This is a genomic window from Streptomyces sp. NPDC054956, assembly GCF_053609185.1.
Genome location: NZ_JBSGXB010000099.1, coordinates 1 through 22,735, shown reverse-complemented (window position 1 = coordinate 22,735; position 22,735 = coordinate 1). Strand labels below are relative to the sequence as shown.

The window sequence follows — 22,735 nt, the reverse complement described above, 5'->3', positions numbered from 1 at the left end:
GTGCCGCGGACCAGGTCCGACCAGAAGTTGCCGAGCTCGCCGGTCCGGGAGCGCGCGAAGCCCCGTACGAGGGCCACCGCGACGGCCATGCCGACGGCGGCGGAGAGGAAGTTCTGCACCGCGAGGCCGCCGGTCTGGACGAGCGGGCCCATGGCCTGCTCGCCGGCGTACGACTGCCAGTTCGTGTTCGACACGAAGGAGACGGCGGTGTTGAAGGCCTGGTCCGGCGTGATGGAGGCGAAGCCGAGCGAGCCGGGCAGGTGGCCCTGCAGGCGCTGGAGCAGGTAGAGGAACAGGACGCTCACCAGGGAGAAGGCGAGGACGCCGCGCAGGTACGCGGGCCAGCGCATCTCGGCGTTCGGGTTGGCGCCGATGGCCTTGTAGATCCACTTCTCGGGAGCCCAGTGCTTCTTCGAGGAGTAGACGCGGGCCATGTAATCGCCCAGGGGGCGGTAGGCGAGGGCCAGTGCGGCGACGAGCGCGAGCAGCTGGAGCACCCCGGCAAGAACGGGACTCATCGGGGCTAGAACCTCTCCGGGAACACGAGGGCGAGGACCAGGTAACCCAGCAGCCCGACGGCGACCAGCAGGCCGATGACGTTTTCGGCGTTCACAGCTTGGCCACCCCCTTGGCGACGAGGACCACCAGCGCGAAGACCGCGATCGCGGTGAAGACGAAGGCCAGGTCGGCCATCGTGAGCTCCCGGAGATTCGGAGGGCGTTTTTCGGACACCTCTGAGTGGAACGCCTCTTCGAGGCTTCACAGGCTCCCTTGACGGGGCCCATACGCCCCGTGGCGCGGCTTTGACGGGTCCCTAACGCGTGGAGACGTGCTGTTCGGTCAGCGTAAAGGCGCATTGATCGATATGCCCGGTATGTCAAAGTGGCCAAGATCCACTGAGGGCTCATGTTCCGGATAACGGAAATACTTTTCCGGCATGCGACATTCGCGTTATGCTCCGGCCGTGACTGAGACCCGCGTAGCCCTGATCACCGGCTCCTCCTCCGGCATCGGCGCCGGAATCGCCCGCAGGCTGGCCGCCGCCGGCATCCGCGTCGTCCTGAACTCCGCACGCAGCGAGAGCGCGGGCAAGGCGCTGGCCGCCGAACTGCCGGACGCCGTGTACGTGCGCGGCGACGTCGCGGACGCCGCCGACGCGCGGCGGATCGTGCGGGCCGCGATCGACGCCTACGGGCGGCTCGACATCCTGGTCAACAACGCGGGCGTCACCCGTTTCATCCCCCTGGGCGACCTGGAGGCGGCCGACGCCGACGCCTGGCGCGAGATCTTCGACGTCAACGTCGTCGGCACCTGGCAGATGATCACCGCCGCCGCCCCCCACCTGCGGGAAGCCGCCGCGAACGGCTCCGGCTCCGCCTCGATCGTCAACATCTCCTCGGTCTCCGCGACCCGTGCGCTCGGTAGCTCGATCCCCTACGCCGTCAGCAAGGCCGCGGTGAACCACATGACCCGCCTGCTGGCCTCCCAGCTCGGTCCCGCCATCCGGGTGAACGCCATCGCGCCCGGCCTCATCGACACCCCCTGGTACGAGGGCGAGGACCAGGTCTGGGAGAGCTCCCGCGAGTGGATCACCGAGAACACCCCGCTGCACCGCGTGGGCACGCCGGACGACGTGGCCGAGGCCGCGCTCTACCTGGTCGACGCCGCCTACACGACCGGTGACGTCCTGACCGTCGACGGCGGCCGGCACATCGTCTGACCGCGGCCGCCGCCCACCGCGGCCGGGCGCCCGAGCGACGCCCGGCCGGAGCTCCAGCCGATTCCACATCGTGGACAACTACCCTCGGAATATGAACGCAGAAGCCGACGCCCGCGCCGCCGCCACCAAGGCGGCAGTGAAAGAAGCCGACCGCAAGCACGTCTTCCACTCCTGGTCCGCCCAGGAGCTCATCGACCCGCTCGCCGTCGCCGGCGCCGAAGGCTCGTACTTCTGGGACTACGACGGCAACCGCTTCCTCGACTTCTCCAGCGCCCTCGTCTACACGAACATCGGCTACCAGCACCCCAAGGTCGCCGCGGCCATCGCCGAGCAGGCCGGCAAGCTCTGCACCGTCGCCCCCGGCTTCGCCGTCGACGTGCGCTCCGAGGCCGCCCGGCTGATCGCCGAGCGCACCCCCGGCGACCTCGACAAGATCTTCTTCACCAACGCGGGCGCCGAGGCCGTCGAGAACGCCGTCCGCATGGCCCGGATCCACACCGGCCGCCCCAAGGTGCTGTCCGCGTACCGCTCGTACCACGGCGCCACCTCCACCGCGATCAACCTCACGGGCGACGCGCGCCGCTTCGGCAACGACACCGCGACCGCGGGCGTCGTCCACTTCTGGGGCCCGTTCGCCTACCGCTCGCCCTTCTACTCGGCCACCCCCGCCGAGGAGTGCGAGCGCGCCCTGCGCCACCTCGAGGACACCATCGTCTTCGAGGGCCCGCAGTCCATCGCCGCGATCATCCTGGAGACCGTCGGCGGCGCCCCCGGCGTCCTCGTGCACCCCGACGGCTACCTCGCCGGCGTCCGCGAGCTCTGCGACCGCTTCGGGATCGTCTTCATCCTCGACGAGATCATGGTCGGCTTCGGCCGGACCGGTAAGTGGTTCGCCTCCGAGCACTGGGACGTGGTCCCCGACCTGATCTGCTTCGCCAAGGGCGTGACCAGCGGCTACGTCCCCCTCGGCGGGGTCGCCATCTCGGCCGCCATCGCCGAGACCTTCGCCCGCCGCCCCTACCCGGGCGGGCTGACGTACTCCGGGCACGTGCTGGCCTGCGCCGCCGCCGTCGCCACGATCAACGTCATGGAGGAGGAGGGCACCGTCGAGCAGTCCGCCCGCACCGGCGCCGAACTGCTCGGACCCGGCCTGCGCGCGATCGCCGAACGCCATCCGTCGGTCGGCGAGGTCCGGGGGCTCGGCACCTTCTGGGCCCTGGAACTCGTACGCGACGGGCGGACCCACGAGCCCCTGGTCCCGTACAACGCCTCGGGCGCCGAGAACGCGCCGATGGCGGAGTTCGGGGCGGCCCTGAAGAAGGGCGGCCTGTGGCCGCTGCTCGCCGGGAACCGCATCCACGTCGCGCCGCCCTGCAACATCACGGCCGAGGACGCGGCCAAGGGCCTCGCGATCCTCGACGAGGCCCTGACGGTCGCCGACGCGCACACCGTCTGACCTCATCGCACCCCTTCTGACCTGCGCAGATCGTGCGGTTGCCCAAGTCGTGGGTGCCTGTTCTCGGAGGATCCGTTCCATTCCGAACAGCGTGTAAACATGCTGGAATCAACAGGCACCTACGGACCGGGATGCACGTCAGTCCCGGGGCGGTCCGCGTGTCTTCCACGCCATGCGACCGAACGGCGGGGGGCGGGCAGCGCGTCCGCCGGACGCCGGGCGTACGGGATCCAGAACCACCGGACTCCGTGTTCCCGAGTACCGAAGGAAGACAGCGCATGAGCAAGCACGTCCTCGCCCAGAACCAGTACGGCAAGGCCGAGAACCGCATCGTCAAGGTCACCCGCAAGGGCGCCGACGGTTCCTGGCACGAGATCCGCGACCTGAACGTGTCGGTCGCGCTGCGCGGCGAGTTCCGCGACGTACACCTCACCGGCGACAACGCCAACTGCCTGCCCACCGACACCACCAAGAACACGGTGTACGCGTTCGGCAAGGAGCACGGCATCGCCTCCCCGGAGGCCTTCGGCATCCTGCTCGCCAAGCACTTCGTCTCCTCCCAGCAGCCGATCCGCGAGGCGCAGATCCGCATCGAGGAGTACGTGTGGGACCGCATCCCGGTCCCGACGCGCAAGGAGCAGCACTCCTTCGTCCGCAAGGGCCAGGAAGTGCGCACCGCGCAGATCACGTACAGCGAGACGACCGGCCTCCAGGTCATCTCGGGTCTCAAGGACCTGACCGTGATGAACTCGACCAACTCCGAGTTCCACGGCTACATCAAGGACAAGTACACGACGCTGCAGGAGGCGTACGACCGCATCCTGGCGACCAAGGTCACCGCGCGCTGGGCGCACTCGGCGCTCGCCGGCGACGACCCGGAGTACGACTGGGACCAGTCGTACAAGAAGGTCCGCAAGCACATGCTCGAGGCCTTCGCGGAGACCTACTCGTACTCGCTGCAGCAGACCCTGAACCAGATGGCCGAGCGCGTGCTCGACAACTGCCCCAAGGTCAACGAGGTGCGCCTCAACCTCCCCAACAAGCACCACTTCCTCGTGGACCTGGAGCCCTTCGGCCTCAAGAACGACAACGAGGTCTACTTCGCGGCGGACCGCATGTACGGCCTCATCGAGGGCACCGTGCACCGCGACGGCGTGCAGCCGGTGATCGCGACGTCCGACTGGATCGTCGCCTGACCGTCCCGAGCTCCGAACCACTCCGGCCCGGCCCGCGACACGCGGCCGGGCCGGAGTGCGTCTACTCGGGGGCCCCGAGGAGCAGGTTCCAGCGCCCCGAGCGCCCCGTCAGGGTCGTCACCGACTCCGGGCGCACGTCGAGCCGCCAGAACGCCGCCGCGGGCAGCTCCAGGGCCCACACCACGGCCGCCCGTACGACGCCCTGCCCGACCACCACCCGGTGCGTCCCCGGAGCCAGCCCGGCCAACTCCAGGCCGACCCGCGCGATCAGCGCGTCCACCGACTCCCCGCCGCCCGGCGGCTCGTACGAGGTGTCGCCCATCCACCGCGCGATCCCGCCCGGATCCCCGGCCGCCACTTCGTCGATCGTCCGCCCGGCCCAGGCACCGTGATCCTGCCCACGCAACCCCTCGTACCCCGGGCACGATTCCCCGCCGGGGAACCGGTGCAGCCGCTCGGATTCCCCCATCGGAGGTCTCACGAGCCGGACTCGAACAGTTGAGGGCTTCTTGACGCGCTCCCCGGTCACAGGCCAGGGACTCCTGCCACGGCCGGGTGGCCGTCCGGGTGGCGGGTGCGCGCGAGGCCGGACACCGCGAGGTCTTCCAGGTACACCGCTTGATTGTCGCGGATGATCCGTGTGGACGACTCGCGAAGTACCGGCCCGCGGAATCCTCGATGACCGTGAGAGACGTGGGCGCGGCCGGCAACGGCCTCGACCACTTCACCTTCAAAGCACCGTCCTCGGCCACGAACACCGTGCCGTTCGACCGGACGGGGAACGCATTGCTGGTCGGACGGATCGACCGCCGGGTGTCCTTCAGTCGTTCCGCACCACGCGCGCGCACCCGAAAGCCCGCGCCAACAACCGGCCCTGCGCGGCGGTGGGATACAGACGGTAGTTGTGGCGGAGCTGCATGAGGGAGACCGTCATGGCCATGGAGTCGTAAAGGAGGTGTTCGTCGCTACTTGCTCGTTCTGGGCGCATATCGGCACGGCGGCCTCAGCGGCGAGATATGGGGCCCAGGGGACGCGGGCTTCCGCCGGTGAGCTCTCGCGTCCTACTGGGCCGGGTTCGCGTCGTCTCACAGGGTGGCACTCGGGCGCTGTATGAGCGGCTTAAAGAGCGGTACGGTGGCCGACGACAAGACGACGGTATGACGGAAGCACCGGTGAGAATCCGGCACGGTCGCGCCACTGTGAAACCTCCCGGAGGGGGAGGCAAGTCAGACCCGCCACCGTCGTCACGAGCACCAATGACCGGGACGCGTGTTCCCTCTGGAGGTTCCTGCCATGGCCCACACCGCCGTGCCCACGACTGCCGCCCCCGTGGCCGTCGCCCCCATCTCCCTCTCCTCGCTGGCCCCCTGGGCGCTGTTCGTCGGCGTCCTGATGCTGGTCCTGCTCTACCTCGTCGGCGCCGAGCAGGGCGCCACGGCGATCTTCGAAGGCGACACCGTCCACGAGTGGATGCACGACGGCCGTCACCTCCTCGGCTTCCCCTGCCACTGATCTTCACCTCAGCAAGGGAAGTTCCGAACCCATGAATCCCATCTCCCCACGCGTGCTGCTCGTCCGGGGCATGCTCGCCGGTCTGATGGCCGGCATCGCCGCCTTCCTCGTCGCGTACGTCCTCGGTGAGTCCAAGGTCGACGCGGCGATCGCCATCGAGGAGGCCGGGGCGCACGACCACGGCGGCGGCGAGGAGGCCCCGGTCAGCCGGGCCCTCCAGGCCACGGCCGGCCTCGGCACCGGAACCCTGCTCTACGGGATCGCGCTCGGCGGCATCGCCGCGCTCGTCTTCTGTTACGCGCTCGGCCGCATCGGGCGCTTCGGCCCCCGGGCCACGGCGCTGCTGGTTTCCGGCGGTCTGTTCCTCACCCTCGGACTGGTGCCGTTCTTCAAGTACCCCGCGAACCCGCCGGCCGTCGGAGACCCCGAGACCACGGTCCAGCGGACCACCCTGTACGTCCTGATGATCGCGCTCAGCGTGCTCCTCGGCGTGGGCGCGCTGATCCTGGGCCGGCGCCTGGCGCCGGCGCTGGGCAACTGGAACGCCTCGGTCGTCGCCTCCCTCGCCTTCGTGGCGGCGGTCGGCATCGCCTACGCGTTCCTGCCCGGTGTCAACGAGGTGCCGGCGGACTTCCCGGCCGCGCTCGTCTGGCAGTTCCGGCTCGCCTCGCTGGCCATCCAGGCCGCGATGTGGACCACTTTCGGCCTGGCTTTCGGATTTCTTGCCGAACGGGCCCTTGTCCCGGCCGTCGCACCCAAGGAGGCTGTACAGCCTGCGAGTTGAGCGCTCGCGTACGTGACTGAAGGGCCGGTGGCGGCACAATGGCGACGGCGATCCGGGAGCACCGGGAGTACCCGGAGTCCTCGTACCCGCGAGGGCTGAGCGAACTGCGGGCGTGGCGCGGCTGGACGGGCGCCGCCCCGTTCTGGCTCAACTCGCTGCTGCTGCTCCTGGCCCCCTTCACCGACACCACGCTGCTCGCCCAGTTCGGCATCATCGCCGGACTGGCAGCCGTCGGCGGGCTGGCCCGCCACCTCTGGTCGGGTGACTACGGCCACCCGGCCATCCATACGGCCGCCGTACTCATGGGTGCGGCGGCCGTGGCATTCGTGGTGGTGTAGCCGGCCGGGCCGGCCCGGCTGCCTCCCCGTGTCGTACGGGGGCTGGCCCCCGGGCGGCCGTACCGGCTGCCGGATGGAGCGGGCCCGGATGCCCAACCATCCTCGTTGCATGACCACTTACCGCCGCAAGGCCGCACTCCTCGCCCTTTGCGCCACCACCGTCGGAGCCACTCTCGCGGGTACGGCGACGACCGCCGCGAGCGCCGCGACCGCCTCCGCGCCCGCCGCCCCGCAGGTCCTCGCGTGGACGGACTGCACCCACACCGGGCACCTCCCCGGCCAGCAGTGCGCGAAGCTGTCCGTCCCCCTCGACTACGCCCACCCGGACGGCCCGCAGGTCTCCCTCGCCGTGTCCCGGCTGCCCAGCACCCGCCCGGCCGCCCGGCGCGGCGCGCTGATGGTGATCCCCGGCGGGCCCGGCGGCTCCGGCGTGCAGCGGCTGTCGCAGAAGGGCGCAGCCCTGGCAGGGCAGATGGCGGGGGCCTACGACCTCGTCGCGCTCGACCCGCGCGGCGTCGGCGGGAGCGTGACCGCCCGGTGCGGCACCGACGCGGCCGACCGGCACCTGGTGACCCTGCGCTCCTGGGCCGGTCCCGACGGCGGGATCGAGGAGAACACCGCCCGCTCCCGCCGGGTGGCCGAGGCCTGCGCCGCCAACGGCGGCCCGGAGCTGCGCAGTTTCACCACCGCCAACCAGGCGCGCGACATCGACCGCTTCCGGGAGGCGCTCGGCGAGCGCAAGCTGTCGGCCTGGGGCGTCTCGTACGGGGCGTACGTGGGCGCCGTGTACGCGCAGAAGTTCCCGCAGCGCACCGACCGCGTGGTCCTGGACAGCAGCGGCGACCCGGACCCCGAGCGGCTCGCCCGGGGCTGGCTCGCGAACATGGCGCAGGGCGCCGACGACCGCTTCCCCGACTTCGCGGCCTGGGCGGCCGACCCGGCGCGGGAGGCCGAGGGGCTGCGCCTGGCCGAGCACCCGGACGGCGTACGCCCGTTGTTCCTGGACCTCGCGGCCCGACTGGACCGCGAACCCCGGCCCTCGGACGTCCCCGGGGTCCCGCTGACCGGCAACGTGCTCCGCCAGGCCCTGCAGAACGCCCTCTACGGCGACGCCTTCTTCCCCGCCCTCGCCCGCCTCGTCCGCTCGGCCCAGGACCCGGCCGCCGTACCGGCGCTGCCCAGGGAGCTGTCCGGGCCGCTGCCCGACTCGGACGCGTCGCTGATGGTCGGGGTCATCTGCAACGACGTGGCCTGGCCGAAGGACCCGGCCGGGTACGCGAGCGCGGTCGCGGAGGACCGCATCGCACACCCCCTGACGGCGGGCATGCCCGTGAACATCACCCCGTGCGCCTTCTGGAAGGACGCCCCGGCCGAACGCCCGACCCGGATCACCGCCGAGGGGCCGTCGAACGTCCTGATGGTCCAGAACCTCCGCGACCCGGCGACCCCGTACTCCGGGGCCCTGAAGATGCGCGCCGCGCTCGGCTCCCGGGCCCGGCTCCTGAGCGTCGACCACGGCGGCCACGGCGTGTACCTCGGCAACGGCAACGCGTGCGCCGACCGCACGGTCACCACGTACCTCACGACGGGCCGCCGCCCGGCCCGCGACACCACCTGCGCGGACGGCTGAGCGCTCACTGGATGAGGGAGTGCAGGGCCGATACGGAGGCCCCGGCGGCGGCCAGTCCGGCGAGGACGGCGGCTGCCGGGGCGGCGCCGGCGAGGGCGGAGAGCCCGCCGGTGGCCGCCCCGGCGGCCCCGGACAGGGACAGGATCAGTGCGGTGCGGACGGTCATGAGGGGGGCGGAGCGGGGTTCCCGTGATTCCTGAGGGTGCGTCATGCTCCCATGGCAGCAGAGGAACAGGCCTCTGACCTGCATGGAACGAACGAACTCGCAACCGGGTGGAAGTTCGGGGAAGTTCGGTTCACCGGGTGGCCAACTCCCCTAATCTGGGCGCCGAACGAGGCGAACGGCGGAGGCCCACGTGTCGAACTCAACCGAATTCCAGGCAAGCCTGGACCAGTTCGCGGAGCAGTTGAGGCGACTCAAGGCCGATCGCGGGAATCCCACGCTGGAGAAGATCGTGTCGCGCGCGGCCCGGGCGCCGGGTGGCAATCGCTTGTCGAAGTCGACTCTCAGCGGTGCCTTCAAGGGGAAGCACCTGCAGCGGGTGGACGGCCTGATGTGCTTGGTGCGCACCTTGCTGTCGTACGACGCGGACGGCAGGTACCGCGCGGTGGAGCACAGGGCACCGGAGTTGGAGCTGTGGCGCTCGCGGTGGCGGGACCTGGAGGAACTCCGGAGGACAGCTGCACAGACCGGTGCCCCCGTCCCGGCGGAACCTTTAGGCCGAGCCGTGAGCCCGATGGCGGTCCGGGCCCTCGCGTGCATGCTGGGGCAGGGGCGCGTCCTACCCTTGCCACCGCTCCGGGGCCCCGCCGAGTCCTACGACGCTGTGGCTTTCTCACCGGACGGGCGCTTTCTCGCCCTGGGAGGCTACGACGGCACCGTGTACCTGCAGGATCCCGTGACAGGGGCGGAAGCTGCGGGACCCCTTGTCGGGCACGGGGACATCGTCCGCGATCTGAGTTTCTCCGGGGACGGACAGTGGCTGGCATCGGTGGCGGACGACGGCGCGGTCTGGCTGTGGGACCTGACCTACCGCAATCCCGTCGGTGGACGCCTACCGGATGGCTACGGGGCCCGCGACGTGGTGGCCGTATCGCCTGACGGGAGGACTGTGGCTGCGGGTAGATCGCACGGGCTCGTGGACGTGTGGGACACCGCCACCCGGGAACGGGTCACGACATTGAATACCGGATTCTGGTCGGAAGCCCTCGCGTTCTCGCCCGACGGTTCCCTACTGGCGGCGGCTGGGTCCAAGCGGGCACTGCGGCTCTGGTCCACAGCTACGTGGCATCCGGCGGGGGACACCATCGTCGACGGATGCCACGACCTGGCGTTCTCGCCTGACGGCAGGCTGCTCGCCGCCGCTACCTCCCACGGGTCGGTGGAGTTGTGGGACCCACTCGCGCTGGGCTCCGGAAGCCCTGTCGTGGTTTTCCCGTCCACGTCGACAGATGTGATGACTTCCGTCGCGTTCTCGCCCGATGGGCGGTTCTTGGCCGGGGCGGGACTGGACGGCGTCGTGCGCCTGTGGCGGTCCGACGGCATGCTGCTCGACACCCCGCTCGAGACTCCGAGCAAGGAGTTGTACTGCATCGCCTTCTCCCCGGACGGCGGACTGCTGGCGGCGGTCGGCGACACGGACCAGGTCCAGGTGTGGATCCCGCCCCACGGCAACACGGGCTGAGACCCGACTACCCCTGCCCCCGCAGGACTTCGGCCACGTTCGGCGGCCGGTACGAGGCCCCCTTGAGGACCTTGCCGTCCTCGCGGAGTTCGGGGCGGCCGTCCGGGCCGAGCTTGGACATGTTGGCGCGGTGGACCTCGGCCAGGACCGCGTCGAGGTCGATGCCGTGCACGAGGGCGGTCCCGTAGGCGATGTAGACCACGTCGGCCAGTTCGTGGGCGATGTCCACGAGGCGGCCGGCCGAGCTCGCCTCGGCCACCTCGGCGACCTCCTCTTCGAGGAGGACCTGGCGGTGCGCGGCCAGTTCCGGGGTCACGTTGGCCGGTCGATCGCCGACGCCGAGGCCGAAGGCCTCGTGGAACTCGCGGACCAGGTCCTGGGGGCTGGACGCGGGAGGGGACGCGGGGGTGGTGGGCCCGGTCATGCGGCGCTGCCTTCTCTCGTGCGGTCGGTGCGGTCGAGGCGGTCGAGGTGGTCCGTGCGGTCGCGGTGGTCCGGGTCCCCGGTGTCCTCCGGGCGGCCTGCGCGGTCCCGCCGCAGCGCGAGTACCGCGTTGAGGCCGCCGAACCCGAAGGAGTTGCTCAGGACGACGTCGCCGCCGGCCGGGAGCGGGCGGGGTGCGAGGGTGACCACGTCCACGTCGCAGGTGTCGTCCTGATCCTCGCAGCCGAGGGTGGGCACGACCGTGCCGTGGTGGAGCGTGAGGGCCGACACCACGGCCTCCACCGCCCCGGCCGCGCCCTGCATGTGGCCCAGGGCGCCCTTCACGGCCGTCACCGGGACCCGGGGAGCCGTCGCCCCGCGCTCGTCCAGCAGGCGGCGCAGTGCCGTGGCCTCGGCGCGGTCGCCCTCGACGGTGGCGGTGGCGTGCGCGTTGATGTGGACGACGTCGGCCGGGACGGCCCCGGCGTCGGCGAGCGCCCGGTGCAGCGCGAGGACGATCCCGTCGCCCGAGGGGTCGGGGGCGACGATGTGGTGGGCGTCCGCGGACAGGCCCCACCCGGCGGCTTCGCAGTAGATGCGCGCACCCCGTGCCAGGGCGTGCTCCTCGGCCTCCAGGACGAGCATCCCGGCGCCCTCGGCGTTGACGAACCCGTCGCGGTCCTTGGCGAAGGGGCGCGAGGCGCGGCCGGGTTCTTCGTTACGGGTGGACAGCGCGCGCATGGCGGCGAAGGAGGCCATCACGGCGGGGGTGACGGCGGCTTCGGTCCCTCCCGCCAGGGCGACGTCGAGGTGGCCGTGGCGGATGCGGTCGATGGCCTGCCCGATGGCCTCGGTGCCGGAGGCGCAGGCGCTGACGACGGTGCGGGCCTCGCCGGTGACGTGCAGGTCGAGGGAGATCTGGGCGGCGGCCTGGGAGGGCACGGTCATGGCGGCGGTGAGCGGGGAGACGCCGCGGGGGCCCTTGGCGCCGAGCGCGCGGTCGCCGTCGACGAGGGCGGGGGCGCCGCCGATGATGGTGCCGACGCAGACGCCGGTCCTGGTCGGGTCGATGCCGCTGGCGAGGGTCCCGGACTCCGCGAAGCCGGCGTCGCGCCAGGCCTCGCGGGCGGCTATGACGGCGAACTGCGCCGAGCGGTTCATCCGCCGGGCCTGGGCCCTGGGCAGCAGTGCGGCGGGGTCGGCCTCCACGGTCGCGGCGATGCGCACCGGCTGGCCGGAGAACTCCTCGCCGTCCAGTGCCCGTACGCCGCTGCGGCCGTCGAGCAGTCCCTGCCACAGCTCGGGGACGCCGACGCCGAGGGGGGTGATCGCGCCCAGGCCGGTGATCACCACGCGGCGAGGCCCCGGGCGGGTCGCTCTGCCGGTCCGGCCGGTCGTGCCGGTGCTGCCGGGCGTGTCGCCGTCGACACCGTCGGGCACGGGCGGGTGGTACATAGGGATCCGCTTTCCTGTTTCAGGCCCGCAACTGCCGCGCTGTACACTTCGACTTCAGGCCATGCGTCTTTTTTGTGTCGTGGCGAGGGGAGTTTACGGTGGGGACAACTGGCGTTCATAATCGCGATTCTGAGCGCGATCCCGCTTCTCAGACCATGGAACTTCCCCAACTCCTGCGAGTATGGCGAGTGGACGCGGGCGTCAAACTGCGCCGCGGAAAAGCGATTCCGCAAAAAGAAGTCGCCGAAATCATGGGTGTGAGCGAGCGCTGGTACCGCAGCCTGGAGGCCGGGGATTCCGTTTCGCTTTCCAGTGACATATTGAGCCGGATTTCCGAGGCGCTGGTTCTGGGGCCCGACGAACGAATGGTCCTGTACAGCCGCGCTCTCGACGGCGCGGGCGTCGCGCTCGCCGACGAGGAGGGCGAGGCCGAGGGGCAGTTGGCGCTGTTGCGCGTGGTCACGGCGCAGACCCAGTTCCCCGCGTACCTGACGGACGGTTCCTGGAACATCCTGGGCTACAACACGCTCATGGCGGGCTGGTTCCCCTGGGTGCTGGAGCCGGGCGCCAACCTCATGCGCTGGGCGCTGACGGATCCCACGGCCCGCGAGCAGATGGTCGATTGGCACGAACACGCGGAGGTCTATCTGGCGATGCTCCGGTTCGCCCTGGCCACAGGGTCGAACAAGGAGGCGCTCGACGGTCTTCTCCACCGCGTCCTGCAGGATTCCGAGTGCCGCCGGCTGTGGTCTCAGGGACCGAAGGTCATCGCCTTCCGACAGGGACACCGGTACCGGCTGGCCCTGCCGCACGTCTCGCCCGAACAGATCACCGTCACCTCCCAGGTGCTCCTCCCCGCCTACCAGCACGGGCTGCGCTGCGTCATGCTGCTCCCGCAGAAGCCCGTCCCGTGTGCGGCCGTGCCGGCCGCGCAGGCCCCGTAACGGGGCGATGGTTCGGTACTCCGGCGGAATGCTCGGAACTCTACACGTTCCGCCGCGATCGCGACCGGCAAACTTTTGCCGCTTCCGTGGACTCTTCGAAAGGCGACCGGCAATCATTTGCCGGTCGCCTTTCGTTTGTCCGATTCGGCTATTTTGAATACCGACGAACCGGACAATGCCGTACAGCGGCAAACTCTTGCCGCTTGACGGTCACTTGGGCGGATGCCAGCCTTCTTGTCTCACCACATGAAGGTTTAAAGAATGGCTCTGCAATTTGCGAGCACGGCGAACCGGACCGTTCTCGCCCGCCGTCATCAGAATCGCCTCGATCAGGCGGTTCTCGAATCCGACTACCGCAGCCGCTTCCGTACGTGGGAGCGCGTCGCCACCGTCCGGAACAACCCGACCCGGGTCTTGGACACCGACGGTGAACTGTTCTTCAGCCCCGAACTCGTACCCGTCCTGTCGCACCCGCTCCTCGAAGGTGCCGATCCCGAACTCCGCGAGACGCTGCTCCTCCACCGCCTCTACGAGTACCTCAAGTTCACCATCGACCTGGAGCAGAGCGCGGTCATCCCGGTCACCGGGCACATCAGCCGCGGCATGTCCGGACTGGACCTGCCCGAGCCCATGCGCCTGGACGCCTTCAAGATCGTGACGGACGAGGCCTGGCACGCCCAGTTCACGTACGAGATCCTGCGCCAGGTCCGCACCCGTACGGGGATCGCGCCGGCCCTCCCGGAGGTGCCGACGTTCACCGCCGAGCTCGCGCGGATCCACGAGGAGTTGCCGAGCCAGATCCGCGGCCTCGACGAGATGCTGTTCGCCATCGTCAGCGAGACGCTCATCTCCTCGATCCTCGACGAACTGCCCCGCGACGAGCGGCTCCCCGAGGGAGTCCGCGAGATGGTCGCCGACCACGCGGTGGACGAGGCCAAGCACCACTCCTACTTCTCGACGCTGCTGCGGTACCTGTGGCCCGCGATGACGCCGAAGGAGCAGGAGCTGGCGGGCCCGTACATCCCGCGGCTGATCTTCGCGTTCCTGGAGCCGGACTACACGAGCACGGCGCTGGGCCTGATGGCCGCGGGCCTGGGCCGCCAGGACGTGGAGCAGGTCATGACGGACGTCTACACGCGCGACAAGGTCGTCGCCGACGTGCGGCGCGGCGCCGCGCCCACCCTGCAGTACTTCATCGAGGCCGGGGCCCTGGAACACGGCGCCACCCTCGAGGCGTTCCGGGAATCGGGGCTGGTCGCGTGAGGACCGCCGTCGTGCGCGCCGCGCGCGCCCTGACCCCGACCGTCACCCAGTACTGGATCACGCACGCTCCGGGCGCCGAACCGCTGCCCGAGGCCGTGCCCGGCCAGCACGTCACGCTGCGCGTGGGACCCCGGCTGAAGACCTTCACGGTGCTGTCCGCCGGCGAGGAGGGCTACGAGCTGGCGGTCCGCCACCGCCACCGGGGGGACCAGGCCGACCGCCTCTCCCCGCGCCTGCACGTCGGCGCGCCCCTCGGAGTCGGGGCTCCGGGCGGGCGGTTCACCGCCGGGAGCGAGGCGCCCTTCACGCACTTCCTGGTCGCCGGGGTGGGCATCAACCCGGTCCTCGCGGTCCTGGCCGGCGGCCGGCTGCGCGACTGGGACCTCGTCTACGTGGACCGGGGCGCGCACGAGTTCCCGTTCCTCGGGCGGCTCCAGGAGCTGGCCCGGGAGCAGAACGGCACGGTCGCCGCCTTCGACACCGCGGTACGGGGCCGCCCGGACTGGGACGACATCGTCGCCGGGACACCGGCCGGCGCCGTCATCGGCGTGTGCGGGCCGCCCGCGATGGTCGCGCAGGTGCGCGACGCCGTGGCCGGGGCCGCCGGGTCGCGCACCCTGGTCGGCGACGGGGCGGCCGCCGGGGCCGCCGCGGACATGCCCTCCTCCGTCGAGGTGGAGTGCGCCAAGACCGGCATCACCTTCCGGGCCGCCCAGCACCAGCCGCTGCTCGACGCGCTGAACAGCAACGGGGTGCCCGTCCCGTCCTCGTGCCGCCAGGGCATCTGCGGCACCTGCGAGGTCGAGGTCCGCACGGGCCGGATCGACCACCGCGACGAGGTGCTGACCGACGAGGAGAAGGCCGAGTCCAGCTACATGATCCCGTGCGTGAGCAAGTCGATCGGCACGCGCCTCGTGCTCAACGTCTGACTCCGGCGACGGCACCAAGCGGACTCAGCACCATGACCAGAAAGAACCACGTGAACCAGCTCATCGCCGCCTACGCCCGCCGGATCGGAGTGGAGGCTCCGCTGGAGCCGACCCCCGACTGCCTGCGCCGGCTCCACGAGGCGCACCTGTACAACGTCCCCTTCGAGAACTTCAGCATGCACGGCAACGCGGAGCGCGGCCTCGACGAGGAAGCCCTGCACGAGGCGATCGTGGACCGTGGCCGGGGCGGGATCTGCTTCGAGACGGGGCGGATGATGCAGTGGCTGTTCGACGCCTGCGGATTCGACTACGGCATCCGGCTCGCCAGCGGCACCGACCCGTACCGCACGCCCGCGACCCACCAGGTCTTCGTCGTGTCCTTCGGCGAGGAGCGGTGGCTCTTCGACATCGGGTACGGGGCCAGGGGCCCCCGGGGGCCGCTCCTGCTGGCGGACGGGGAGGAGTGCGCGCACCCCGCGCTCTCCACCCGGGTCCGTCTCGAAAGCGGTCCGGGCGCCCCGGTGTGGACGGTCTCGATCAAGGAGCACGCCACCAACTCCGCGGAGTGGCAGGACATCTACCGGTTCGTGGACGCCCCGGTGGACGCGGTCGACCTGGAGATGGCGCACTTCTACACGACGGCCTCGCCCAACAGCCTGCTGAACCGGCACAAGGTGGCGAGCATCCCCACCCCCACCGGCAGGATCAGCGTCCGCGACGGGAACCTGACGATCGTGCGCGACGGAAGCAGCTCCACCCTGTCGGCCGAGGACGAGGAGCAGCTCCAGGAGCTGCTCGTACGGCACTTCAAGCTCACCATCCCGGTGCAGGACCTCGGGATCGGAAGGTAACGCCATGCACTACTTGACCGTACCGGGCTACACCGGTTCCGGACCGGATCACTGGCAGACGCACCTGGAGAACGCCTACGAGGGGTTCTCGCGGGTGGTCCAGGAGGACTGGGCGCGCGTCGAACGCGACCGCTGGGTCGCCACCCTCGACGAGGCCGTGCGCGGCATCGACGACGAGGTCGTCCTCATCGGCCACAGCTGCGGATCGGTGACGGTCGCGCAGTGGGCCGCGTCGCGGTACGACAGCCGGGTCGTCGGGGCGCTGCTGGTGGCCCCGGCCGACGTGGAGGCGGCCGACACCCTGGCGGCCATCGCCCCGCAGGCGCCCCTGCCGATGACCGTGCTGCCGATGCGCACGCAGCTCGTGGTCTCCGACGACGACCCGTTCCTGTCCCCGGAGCGGGCCGCGGAACTCGCCGACGCCTGGGGCGCCGACGTGGAGATCGTCCCGGGCGGCGGGCACCTCGCGACGCGGGACGGCTACGGCCCGTGGAACGAGGTGGCGCGGCTCATCGAGCGGCTCTGCGGAACCACGCTGACCGCCGTGGCCGCTCCGACCGCAGCGACGGCTCCGACCGCAGCGACGGCTCCCACCGCACCGACCGCACACGCAACGACCGAGGGAAGTCTTCCCCATGCCCAGTAGGTTCTCGTCGGTGCCGCGGCCCGTCTACTTCTACCTGGCGGCCTCGTTCTTCATGGGGCTCGCCAACACCATCTTCGACGTGGTGTTCAACTTCTACCTCGCCGAGCGCGGCATCAGCGAGGGCGACGCGGGCGTGATCTACGCCATCGCCACCGGGGCCATGGCCGTCGCGGTCGTCCCGCTGCTGTTCCTGGGCCGGTACCTGTCGCAGCGGACCCTGCTCATCGGCGCGGCGGTGCTCTACACCGTCCCCTTCGCGGGCCTGCCGTTCGTGGCCTCGATCGCCTCGGCCTCCGTGGTCCTCAGCCTGATCCTCGCCGGCATGCTCGGCCTGCTCTCGGTGGGCAACGCGATGGCCGGCTCGCAGGTTCCGGCGGCCGCCCGTACGCGCCTGTTCAGCGGGTTCTTCATCAGCTACCTGGGTGCCGGCGTCGTCGGCTCGGCCGTGGTGTCGGTGGTCAGCGGCTGGCTGCACACCAGCGACCTGGAGAAGTACCGCTTCTTCCTGCTGCTCTCCTTCCTCGCCGCCTGCGTGATGCTGATCCTGCGCTTCCCCTCCACGGGGACCGCCGCCCAGGCCGCTTCCGCGGCCGGGCCCGGTGCCGCCCGTACGCCGGGGGAGAAGGGCAATTTCGCGGCGCTCTTCGTGGCGGCCGGATTCCTGGGCGCCTCGATCGCGCTGTTCTTCCGCTTCGCCAACGTGCTGTTCGCGCAGATCTACGACATCTCGGTGAGCGACATCTCGCTCATCCTGGGCACCGACAAGATCATCAGCATCTTCGGCGCCATCTTCGCGCCCGTCCTGGTCAAGCGCTTCTCCCTGCGCCCGAGCGCGGTGGTCTTCGGAATCCTGGCCGTCCTCGGCCTGGTGCTCCAGTCGCTGACCGTCCCGCTGACCGTCTTCATCGTGCTCTACCTGCTGCGCCTGCTGTTCAACTACTGCCTGATGCCGCTCCTGGACACCGTCGCCATGTCCGGCTTCGCACCCGCCCGGCAGATCGTCTCGATCGCCCTGCGGCAGTCCTCCTTCTACCTGGGCGGGGCCGTCGCGGCGGCCGTCTACGGAGAGCTGCTCGACGGGGGCCGCTGGCAGACCGCGCTGTGGGTCTCGGCGGGCTGCGCGCTCGTCGGATCGCTCGCGATGACCCTCGTACGCTCCACCGAGTCCGGCCCGGTGGCCGGGCGCGAAGAGAAGGTCCTGGAGAATGCCTGATCCCGAAGCGACCTCGACCTCGATCCCGGCCCCGCCCCGGACCGGGCCGGCGGGCACGCTCGTCGTCGTGGACCCGTACTCCAGCGGCGCGGCCCTCGCCCGCCGGGCACAGGAGCTGTACGGGCTGCGCTCGATCGCCGTGCTGACCTCGCGGACCCTCCCGGAGGCGCTCACCTCCTCGTACCCGGCCGGGGACTTCGCCGCCGAGGTGCGCTTCGCCGACGCCCCGACGACGGCCGCCGAGCTGGAGGCCCTGTGCGGCGGCCGCCCGGAGCACCTGGTCTGCGGCTCCGAACCGGGCGTGGAGGCGTTCGACGCCCTGGCCGTCCACTGGGGGATGCGCCCGAACACGGGATCCTCCGAGGCCCGCCGGGACAAGTTCCTCATGCAGGGCCGGCTGCGCGACGCGGGCCTGCCCCACATCCCGCACCACATGGCCACCGACACCGGGTCCATCCTGGCGTGGTGCGCGGCGAGCGGACTGTCCGAGTACGTGGTGAAGCCGCTCAAGTCCTTCGCCACCGACGGGGTGTTCTTCTGCAAGGACCTCGACGAGGTGCGCGCCGCGTGCGAGCGGCTGTTCGGCAGCGTCGACCTCGCCGGTGAGGTCATCACCGAGCTCCTGGTCCAAGAGCGCCTGGTGGGGCCGGAGTTCGTCGTCGACTCGGTGTCCCTCGACGGGCAGGCCTTCGTCGTCGACATGTTCCGCTACACGAAGGAGACCGTCGACGGGAACCCCGTGTACCGCGCGATGACTTCGGTGGAGGTCGGCGACCACCCCGGCATCGTGGCGTACGTGGAGCGGGTGCTGGCCGCGCTGGGCATCGAGAACGGGCCCGCCCACAGCGAGCTCATCCTCACCGAGGACGGGCCGGTCCTCATCGAGACGGGCGCCCGGATGCACGGCGGCCTGGGCCCCCGGCTGGTGGAGGAGTCCTCCTCGCACTCCCTGATCGACATGACCCTGGCGTCGCGGGTGTCCCCGGAGGACTTCCTGCGCGAGGCCGGGGTCCGGCCGGCCCTGCGCCGGGGCGTCGTCGAATGCTTCCTCTCCGCCCCGCGGGCGGGAGTGGTCGCGGCGAACCGGGTGGCGGAGTCCTGCCGGGACCTCGACGGCTACCTCTTCGACACCTGCGGCCAGGCCCCGGGGGACCGGATCGAGAAGACCACCGACCTGATCACCTCCTACGGCCGGGTGGTCCTCGCCCACACGGACCCGGACGCCCTCGCCCGCGACGTGGCCCACGTCCTGGAACTGGACCGGCGGGGCGCGCTCATCGAGGTACACCCCGCCTGAACTGCGGCGACGGGGGCATCGCGGTACACCCGCGGTGCCCCCGTGCCATGCTGGTGGGTATGACGCTGGAGGACCTGGTACGCCTGCGCCGGGCCCGGGACGCGATGGACCGCGACTACGCGCGGCCCCTCGACGTACCGGCGCTGGCGAAGGTCGCCCTGATGTCGGCCGGCCACTTCTCCCGCAGCTTCAAGGCCGCCTACGGGGAGACCCCGTACAGCTACCTGATGACACGGCGCGTCGAGCGGGCCAAGGCGCTGCTGCGCCGGGGCGACCTGAGCGTGACCGAGGTCTGCTTCGCCGTCGGCTGCACCTCCCTGGGGTCGTTCAGCTCGCGCTTCAGCGAGCTCGTCGGCGAGAGCCCCAGCGCCTACCGGGCCCGGGAGCACGGGGCCGGCGCCCCCATCCCGGCGTGCGTCGCGAAGACGCGTACCCGACCGGTCAGGATCGGAGAAGCGAAATCCCCCTCCGCCTCGTAGCGTCGAAGCCATGAACATCAACCTCTCCCAGTGCTTCATCGCCGTGGACGACCACGACAAGGCGATCGCCTTCTACCGCGACGTCCTCGGCCTGGAGGTCCGCAACGACGTCGGGTTCGAGGGGATGCGGTGGGTGACCGTCGGCTCACCCGCGCAGCCGGACGTGGAGATCGTCCTCGAACCGCCGCTCGCCGACCCCAACGCCTCGGCCGCCGACCGGCAGGCGATGGCGGAGCTGCTGGCCAAGGGCATGCTGCGCGGCGTGATCTTCTCCACCGACGACGTGGACGCCACCTTCGAGCGCATCCAGGCCGCCGGCGGCGAGGTGCTGCAGGAACCGGTCGACCAGCCCTACGGCGTCCGCGACTGCGCCTTCCGCGACCCGGCCGGCAACATGCTCCGCTTCAACCAGCCCCGCAAGCGGTAGGTACCCCGCGGCAGGTACCCGGCAGAGGCCGGCGGGGACCGTGCGTACGGCCCGCCCGACAGATGGAGGCACACCACGATGAGCAGGGCCAAGGGGACGGACACGCGGGCGTCGGCGTCGGCGCCGGTGCCGCACGAGGCGGACAGCCACGATCTGATCCGCGTACACGGCGCGCGCGTGAACAACCTCAAGGACGTCAGCGTAGAGCTGCCCAAGCGCCGGCTGACGGTGTTCACGGGTGTCTCCGGCTCCGGCAAGAGCTCGCTGGTCTTCGGCACGATCGCCGCCGAATCGCAGCGGATGATCAACGAGACCTACAGCGCCTTCGTCCAGGGCTTCATGCCGACGCTGGCCCGGCCCGAGGTCGACGTGCTCGACGGGCTGACGACCGTGATCACCGTCGACCAGCAGCGGATGGGCGCCGACCCCCGCTCCACCGTGGGCACCGCCACCGACGCCAACGCGATGCTGCGCATCCTCTTCAGCCGGCTCGGCAAGCCCCACATCGGCTCGCCCAAGGCGTTCTCCTTCAACGTCGCCTCGATCAGCGGGGCGGGCGCGGTCACCGTGGAGCGCGGCGGGCAGACGGTGAAGGAGCGGCGCAGCTTCAGCATCACCGGCGGCATGTGCCCGCGCTGCGAGGGCCGGGGCTCGGTCAACGACATCGACCTCACGGCGCTGTACGACGACACCAAGTCGCTGAACGAGGGCGCGCTGACGATCCCCGGCTACAGCATGGAGGGCTGGTACGGCCGCATCTTCACCGGCTGCGGGTTCTTCGACCCGGACAAGCCGATCCGCAAGTACACCAAGCGCGAGCTGCGGGACCTGCTCCACAAGGAGCCGACCAAGATCAAGGTCGACGGGATCAACCTGACGTACGAGGGGATCATCCCCAAGCTCCAGAAGTCGATGCTGTCGAAGGACGTCGACTCGCTCCAGCCGCACATCCGGGCGTTCGTGGACCGGGCGGTGACCTTCGCCGTCTGCCCCGAGTGCGGGGGCACCCGGCTCAGCGAGGGCGCCCGGTCCTCGAAGATCAAGAAGATCAGCATCGCCGACGCCTGCGCGATGCAGATCAGCGACCTGGCCACGTGGGTGGGCGAACTCGACGAGCCCTCGGTGGCGCCGCTGCTCACGACGCTGCGCCAGACCCTGGACTCCTTCGTGGAGATCGGCCTCGGCTACCTCTCGCTCGACCGGCCGTCGGGCACGCTGTCGGGCGGCGAGGCGCAGCGCGTGAAGATGATCCGCCACCTCGGCTCCTCGCTCACCGACGTCACGTACGTCTTCGACGAGCCCACCGTGGGCCTGCACCCGCACGACATCCAGCGGATGAACCGCCTGCTGCTGCGGCTGCGGGACAAGGGCAACACCGTGCTCGTCGTGGAACACAAGCCCGAGACGATCGAGATCGCCGACCACGTCGTCGACCTCGGCCCCGGCGCGGGCAGCGGCGGCGGCACCATCTGCTTCGAGGGCACCGTCGAGGGGCTGCGGGCCGGGGACACCATCACCGGACGGCACTTCGGCGACCGGGCGAGCCTCAAGGAGACGGTGCGCGAGCCCCACGGCAAGCTGGAGATCCGCGGCGCGACCACGCACAACCTGCGGGGCGTCGACGTGGACGTACCGCTCGGGGTGCTCGTCGTGGTCACCGGCGTCGCCGGATCCGGCAAGAGCTCGCTCGTACACGGATCGCTGGTGGACACGCCCGTGGCCGCCGCCGAGGGCGTGGTCTCCATCGACCAGGGCGCCATCCGCGGCTCCAGGAGGAGCAACCCCGCCACGTACACCGGGCTCCTCGACCCGATCCGCAAGGCCTTCGCCAAGGCCAACGGCGTGAAGCCGGCCCTGTTCAGCGCCAACTCCGAGGGCGCCTGCCCCGGTTGCAACGGCGCCGGCGTCGTCTACACCGACCTGGCGATGATGGCCGGGGTGGCCACCACCTGCGAGGAGTGCGAGGGGAAGCGGTTCCACGCCTCGGTCCTGGAACACCGCTTCGGCGGCCGCGACATCAGCGAGGTTCTCGCCATGTCCGTGGACGAGGCCGAGGAGTTCTTCGGCGACGGAGAGGCCCGCACGCCGGCCGCGCACCGCATCCTGGGGCGGCTCTCCGACGTCGGACTCGGCTACCTCAGCCTCGGCCAGCCGCTCACCACGCTCTCGGGCGGCGAGCGGCAACGCCTCAAGCTGGCCACGCACATGGGCGAGAAGGGCGGGGTCTACGTACTCGACGAGCCGACCGCCGGCCTGCACCTGGCCGACGTGGAGCAGCTCCTCGGGCTCCTCGACCGGCTCGTGGACTCCGGGAAGTCGGTCATCGTCGTCGAGCACCACCAGGCGGTCATGGCCCACGCCGACTGGATCGTCGACCTCGGCCCCGGAGCCGGCCACGACGGCGGCCGGATCGTCTTCGAGGGCACGCCCGCGGACCTGGTCGCCGCCCGCTCCACCCTGACCGGGGAGCACCTCTCGGCGTACGTG

The 22,735-nt window shown here is 70.9% G+C and carries 26 protein-coding genes; 18 read left to right on the top strand and 8 right to left on the bottom strand.

Annotated features, from left to right (window positions below; all coding sequences use genetic code 11):
- The 3 genes from ACWGDE_RS17805 to ACWGDE_RS17795 all read right to left on the bottom strand — a co-directional run.
- On the bottom strand, positions 1-518 hold a 518-nt coding region (locus ACWGDE_RS17805; RefSeq protein ID WP_453389921.1), incomplete at its 3' end, for a potassium-transporting ATPase subunit KdpA.
- Positions 519-523: 5 nt separating this feature from the next.
- Positions 524-613 (bottom strand): K(+)-transporting ATPase subunit F, encoded by a 90-nt coding sequence (gene kdpF, locus ACWGDE_RS17800; protein WP_385337493.1) that lies wholly within the window; start codon positions 611-613, stop codon positions 524-526.
- A complete protein-coding gene (locus ACWGDE_RS17795; protein ID WP_453389920.1) occupies positions 610-732 on the bottom strand; it encodes a hypothetical protein in 123 nt (40 codons plus the stop codon). The genes kdpF and ACWGDE_RS17795 overlap by 4 nt, the downstream gene beginning before the upstream one ends.
- A 232-nt stretch (positions 733-964) precedes the next feature.
- On the opposite strand from ACWGDE_RS17795, the gene ACWGDE_RS17790 reads away from it, so the two are divergent.
- From ACWGDE_RS17790 to pucL, 3 genes are all read left to right on the top strand, one after another.
- The gene (locus tag ACWGDE_RS17790) at positions 965-1,720 is read left to right on the top strand and encodes an SDR family NAD(P)-dependent oxidoreductase (RefSeq protein WP_453389919.1); all 756 of its coding nucleotides are present in this window, start codon (positions 965-967) and stop codon (positions 1,718-1,720) included.
- 91 nt (positions 1,721-1,811) lie between these two features.
- Complete coding sequence (locus ACWGDE_RS17785; RefSeq protein WP_453389918.1) at positions 1,812-3,176, top strand: aminotransferase class III-fold pyridoxal phosphate-dependent enzyme; 1,365 nt, start codon at positions 1,812-1,814, stop codon at positions 3,174-3,176.
- A 278-nt stretch (positions 3,177-3,454) separates the two neighbouring features.
- On the top strand, positions 3,455-4,372 hold the full coding sequence (gene pucL / locus ACWGDE_RS17780; protein WP_453389917.1) for a factor-independent urate hydroxylase: 918 nt from the start codon (positions 3,455-3,457) through the stop codon (positions 4,370-4,372).
- 61 nt (positions 4,373-4,433) lie between these two features.
- Here the strand turns inward: pucL and ACWGDE_RS17775 are convergent, their stop codons facing one another.
- Together ACWGDE_RS17775 and ACWGDE_RS17770 are read right to left on the bottom strand one after the other, a co-directional pair.
- The gene (locus tag ACWGDE_RS17775; protein WP_453389916.1) at positions 4,434-4,841 is read right to left on the bottom strand and encodes a histidine phosphatase family protein; all 408 of its coding nucleotides are present in this window, start codon (positions 4,839-4,841) and stop codon (positions 4,434-4,436) included.
- Between the two features lie 351 nt (positions 4,842-5,192).
- The gene (locus ACWGDE_RS17770) at positions 5,193-5,291 is read right to left on the bottom strand and encodes a helix-turn-helix domain-containing protein (RefSeq protein WP_453389922.1); all 99 of its coding nucleotides are present in this window, start codon (positions 5,289-5,291) and stop codon (positions 5,193-5,195) included.
- 374 nt (positions 5,292-5,665) lie between these two features.
- Between ACWGDE_RS17770 and ACWGDE_RS17765 the strand changes: the two genes are divergently transcribed.
- The 4 genes from ACWGDE_RS17765 (at position 5,666) to ACWGDE_RS17750 (ending at position 8,636) form a co-directional block, all read left to right on the top strand.
- On the top strand, positions 5,666-5,884 hold the full coding sequence (locus tag ACWGDE_RS17765; protein WP_453389915.1) for a CbtB domain-containing protein: 219 nt from the start codon (positions 5,666-5,668) through the stop codon (positions 5,882-5,884).
- Between the two features lie 31 nt (positions 5,885-5,915).
- On the top strand, positions 5,916-6,668 hold the full coding sequence (locus ACWGDE_RS17760; protein WP_453389914.1) for a CbtA family protein: 753 nt from the start codon (positions 5,916-5,918) through the stop codon (positions 6,666-6,668).
- Between the two features lie 38 nt (positions 6,669-6,706).
- Positions 6,707-7,006 (top strand): hypothetical protein, encoded by a 300-nt coding sequence (locus ACWGDE_RS17755; RefSeq protein WP_453389913.1) that lies wholly within the window; start codon positions 6,707-6,709, stop codon positions 7,004-7,006.
- A 109-nt stretch (positions 7,007-7,115) separates the two neighbouring features.
- Positions 7,116-8,636, top strand: coding sequence for an alpha/beta hydrolase (locus ACWGDE_RS17750; RefSeq protein WP_453389912.1), 1,521 nt, complete (start codon positions 7,116-7,118; stop codon positions 8,634-8,636).
- 4 nt (positions 8,637-8,640) lie between these two features.
- Here the strand turns inward: ACWGDE_RS17750 and ACWGDE_RS17745 are convergent, their stop codons facing one another.
- Positions 8,641-8,847 carry a hypothetical protein gene (locus ACWGDE_RS17745; protein WP_453389911.1) on the bottom strand — a complete coding sequence of 69 codons (207 nt, stop codon included), beginning with the start codon at positions 8,845-8,847 and terminating at the stop codon, positions 8,641-8,643.
- A gap of 145 nt (positions 8,848-8,992) precedes the next feature.
- On the opposite strand from ACWGDE_RS17745, the gene ACWGDE_RS17740 reads away from it, so the two are divergent.
- Complete coding sequence (locus ACWGDE_RS17740) at positions 8,993-10,321, top strand: WD40 repeat domain-containing protein (protein WP_453389910.1); 1,329 nt, start codon at positions 8,993-8,995, stop codon at positions 10,319-10,321.
- A 7-nt stretch (positions 10,322-10,328) separates the two neighbouring features.
- Here the strand turns inward: ACWGDE_RS17740 and ACWGDE_RS17735 are convergent, their stop codons facing one another.
- Positions 10,329-10,745, bottom strand: coding sequence for a pyrophosphohydrolase domain-containing protein (locus ACWGDE_RS17735; RefSeq protein WP_453389909.1), 417 nt, complete (start codon positions 10,743-10,745; stop codon positions 10,329-10,331).
- On the bottom strand, positions 10,742-12,184 hold the full coding sequence (locus ACWGDE_RS17730) for a beta-ketoacyl-[acyl-carrier-protein] synthase family protein (protein WP_453389908.1): 1,443 nt from the start codon (positions 12,182-12,184) through the stop codon (positions 10,742-10,744). Before ACWGDE_RS17730 ends, ACWGDE_RS17735 begins: the two co-directional genes overlap by 4 nt.
- A 335-nt stretch (positions 12,185-12,519) precedes the next feature.
- On the opposite strand from ACWGDE_RS17730, the gene ACWGDE_RS17725 reads away from it, so the two are divergent.
- The 10 genes from ACWGDE_RS17725 to ACWGDE_RS17680 form a co-directional block, all read left to right on the top strand.
- A complete protein-coding gene (locus ACWGDE_RS17725) occupies positions 12,520-13,143 on the top strand; it encodes an MmyB family transcriptional regulator (protein WP_453389907.1) in 624 nt (207 codons plus the stop codon).
- Between the two features lie 261 nt (positions 13,144-13,404).
- On the top strand, positions 13,405-14,406 hold the full coding sequence (locus tag ACWGDE_RS17720; RefSeq protein ID WP_453389906.1) for a diiron oxygenase: 1,002 nt from the start codon (positions 13,405-13,407) through the stop codon (positions 14,404-14,406).
- A gap of 11 nt (positions 14,407-14,417) precedes the next feature.
- The gene (locus tag ACWGDE_RS17715) at positions 14,418-15,335 is read left to right on the top strand and encodes a 2Fe-2S iron-sulfur cluster-binding protein (protein ID WP_453389905.1); all 918 of its coding nucleotides are present in this window, start codon (positions 14,418-14,420) and stop codon (positions 15,333-15,335) included.
- 32 nt (positions 15,336-15,367) lie between these two features.
- Positions 15,368-16,186: an arylamine N-acetyltransferase family protein gene (locus ACWGDE_RS17710; protein ID WP_453389904.1), complete on the top strand. Its 819-nt coding sequence runs from the start codon at positions 15,368-15,370 to the stop codon at positions 16,184-16,186.
- A 4-nt stretch (positions 16,187-16,190) separates the two neighbouring features.
- Positions 16,191-16,832 (top strand): RBBP9/YdeN family alpha/beta hydrolase, encoded by a 642-nt coding sequence (locus ACWGDE_RS17705; RefSeq protein WP_453389903.1) that lies wholly within the window; start codon positions 16,191-16,193, stop codon positions 16,830-16,832.
- Complete coding sequence (locus tag ACWGDE_RS17700) at positions 16,822-18,045, top strand: MFS transporter (protein WP_453389902.1); 1,224 nt, start codon at positions 16,822-16,824, stop codon at positions 18,043-18,045. The genes ACWGDE_RS17705 and ACWGDE_RS17700 overlap by 11 nt, the downstream gene beginning before the upstream one ends.
- Complete coding sequence (locus ACWGDE_RS17695) at positions 18,038-19,342, top strand: ATP-grasp domain-containing protein (RefSeq protein ID WP_453389901.1); 1,305 nt, start codon at positions 18,038-18,040, stop codon at positions 19,340-19,342. The genes ACWGDE_RS17700 and ACWGDE_RS17695 overlap by 8 nt, the downstream gene beginning before the upstream one ends.
- Positions 19,343-19,401: 59 nt before the next feature.
- Positions 19,402-19,821 (top strand): helix-turn-helix domain-containing protein, encoded by a 420-nt coding sequence (locus ACWGDE_RS17690; protein WP_453389900.1) that lies wholly within the window; start codon positions 19,402-19,404, stop codon positions 19,819-19,821.
- A gap of 10 nt (positions 19,822-19,831) precedes the next feature.
- The gene (locus ACWGDE_RS17685; protein WP_453389899.1) at positions 19,832-20,248 is read left to right on the top strand and encodes a VOC family protein; all 417 of its coding nucleotides are present in this window, start codon (positions 19,832-19,834) and stop codon (positions 20,246-20,248) included.
- A gap of 78 nt (positions 20,249-20,326) precedes the next feature.
- The coding region (locus ACWGDE_RS17680) for an ATP-binding cassette domain-containing protein (RefSeq protein ID WP_453389898.1) at positions 20,327-22,735 on the top strand (2,409 nt) is incomplete at its 3' end.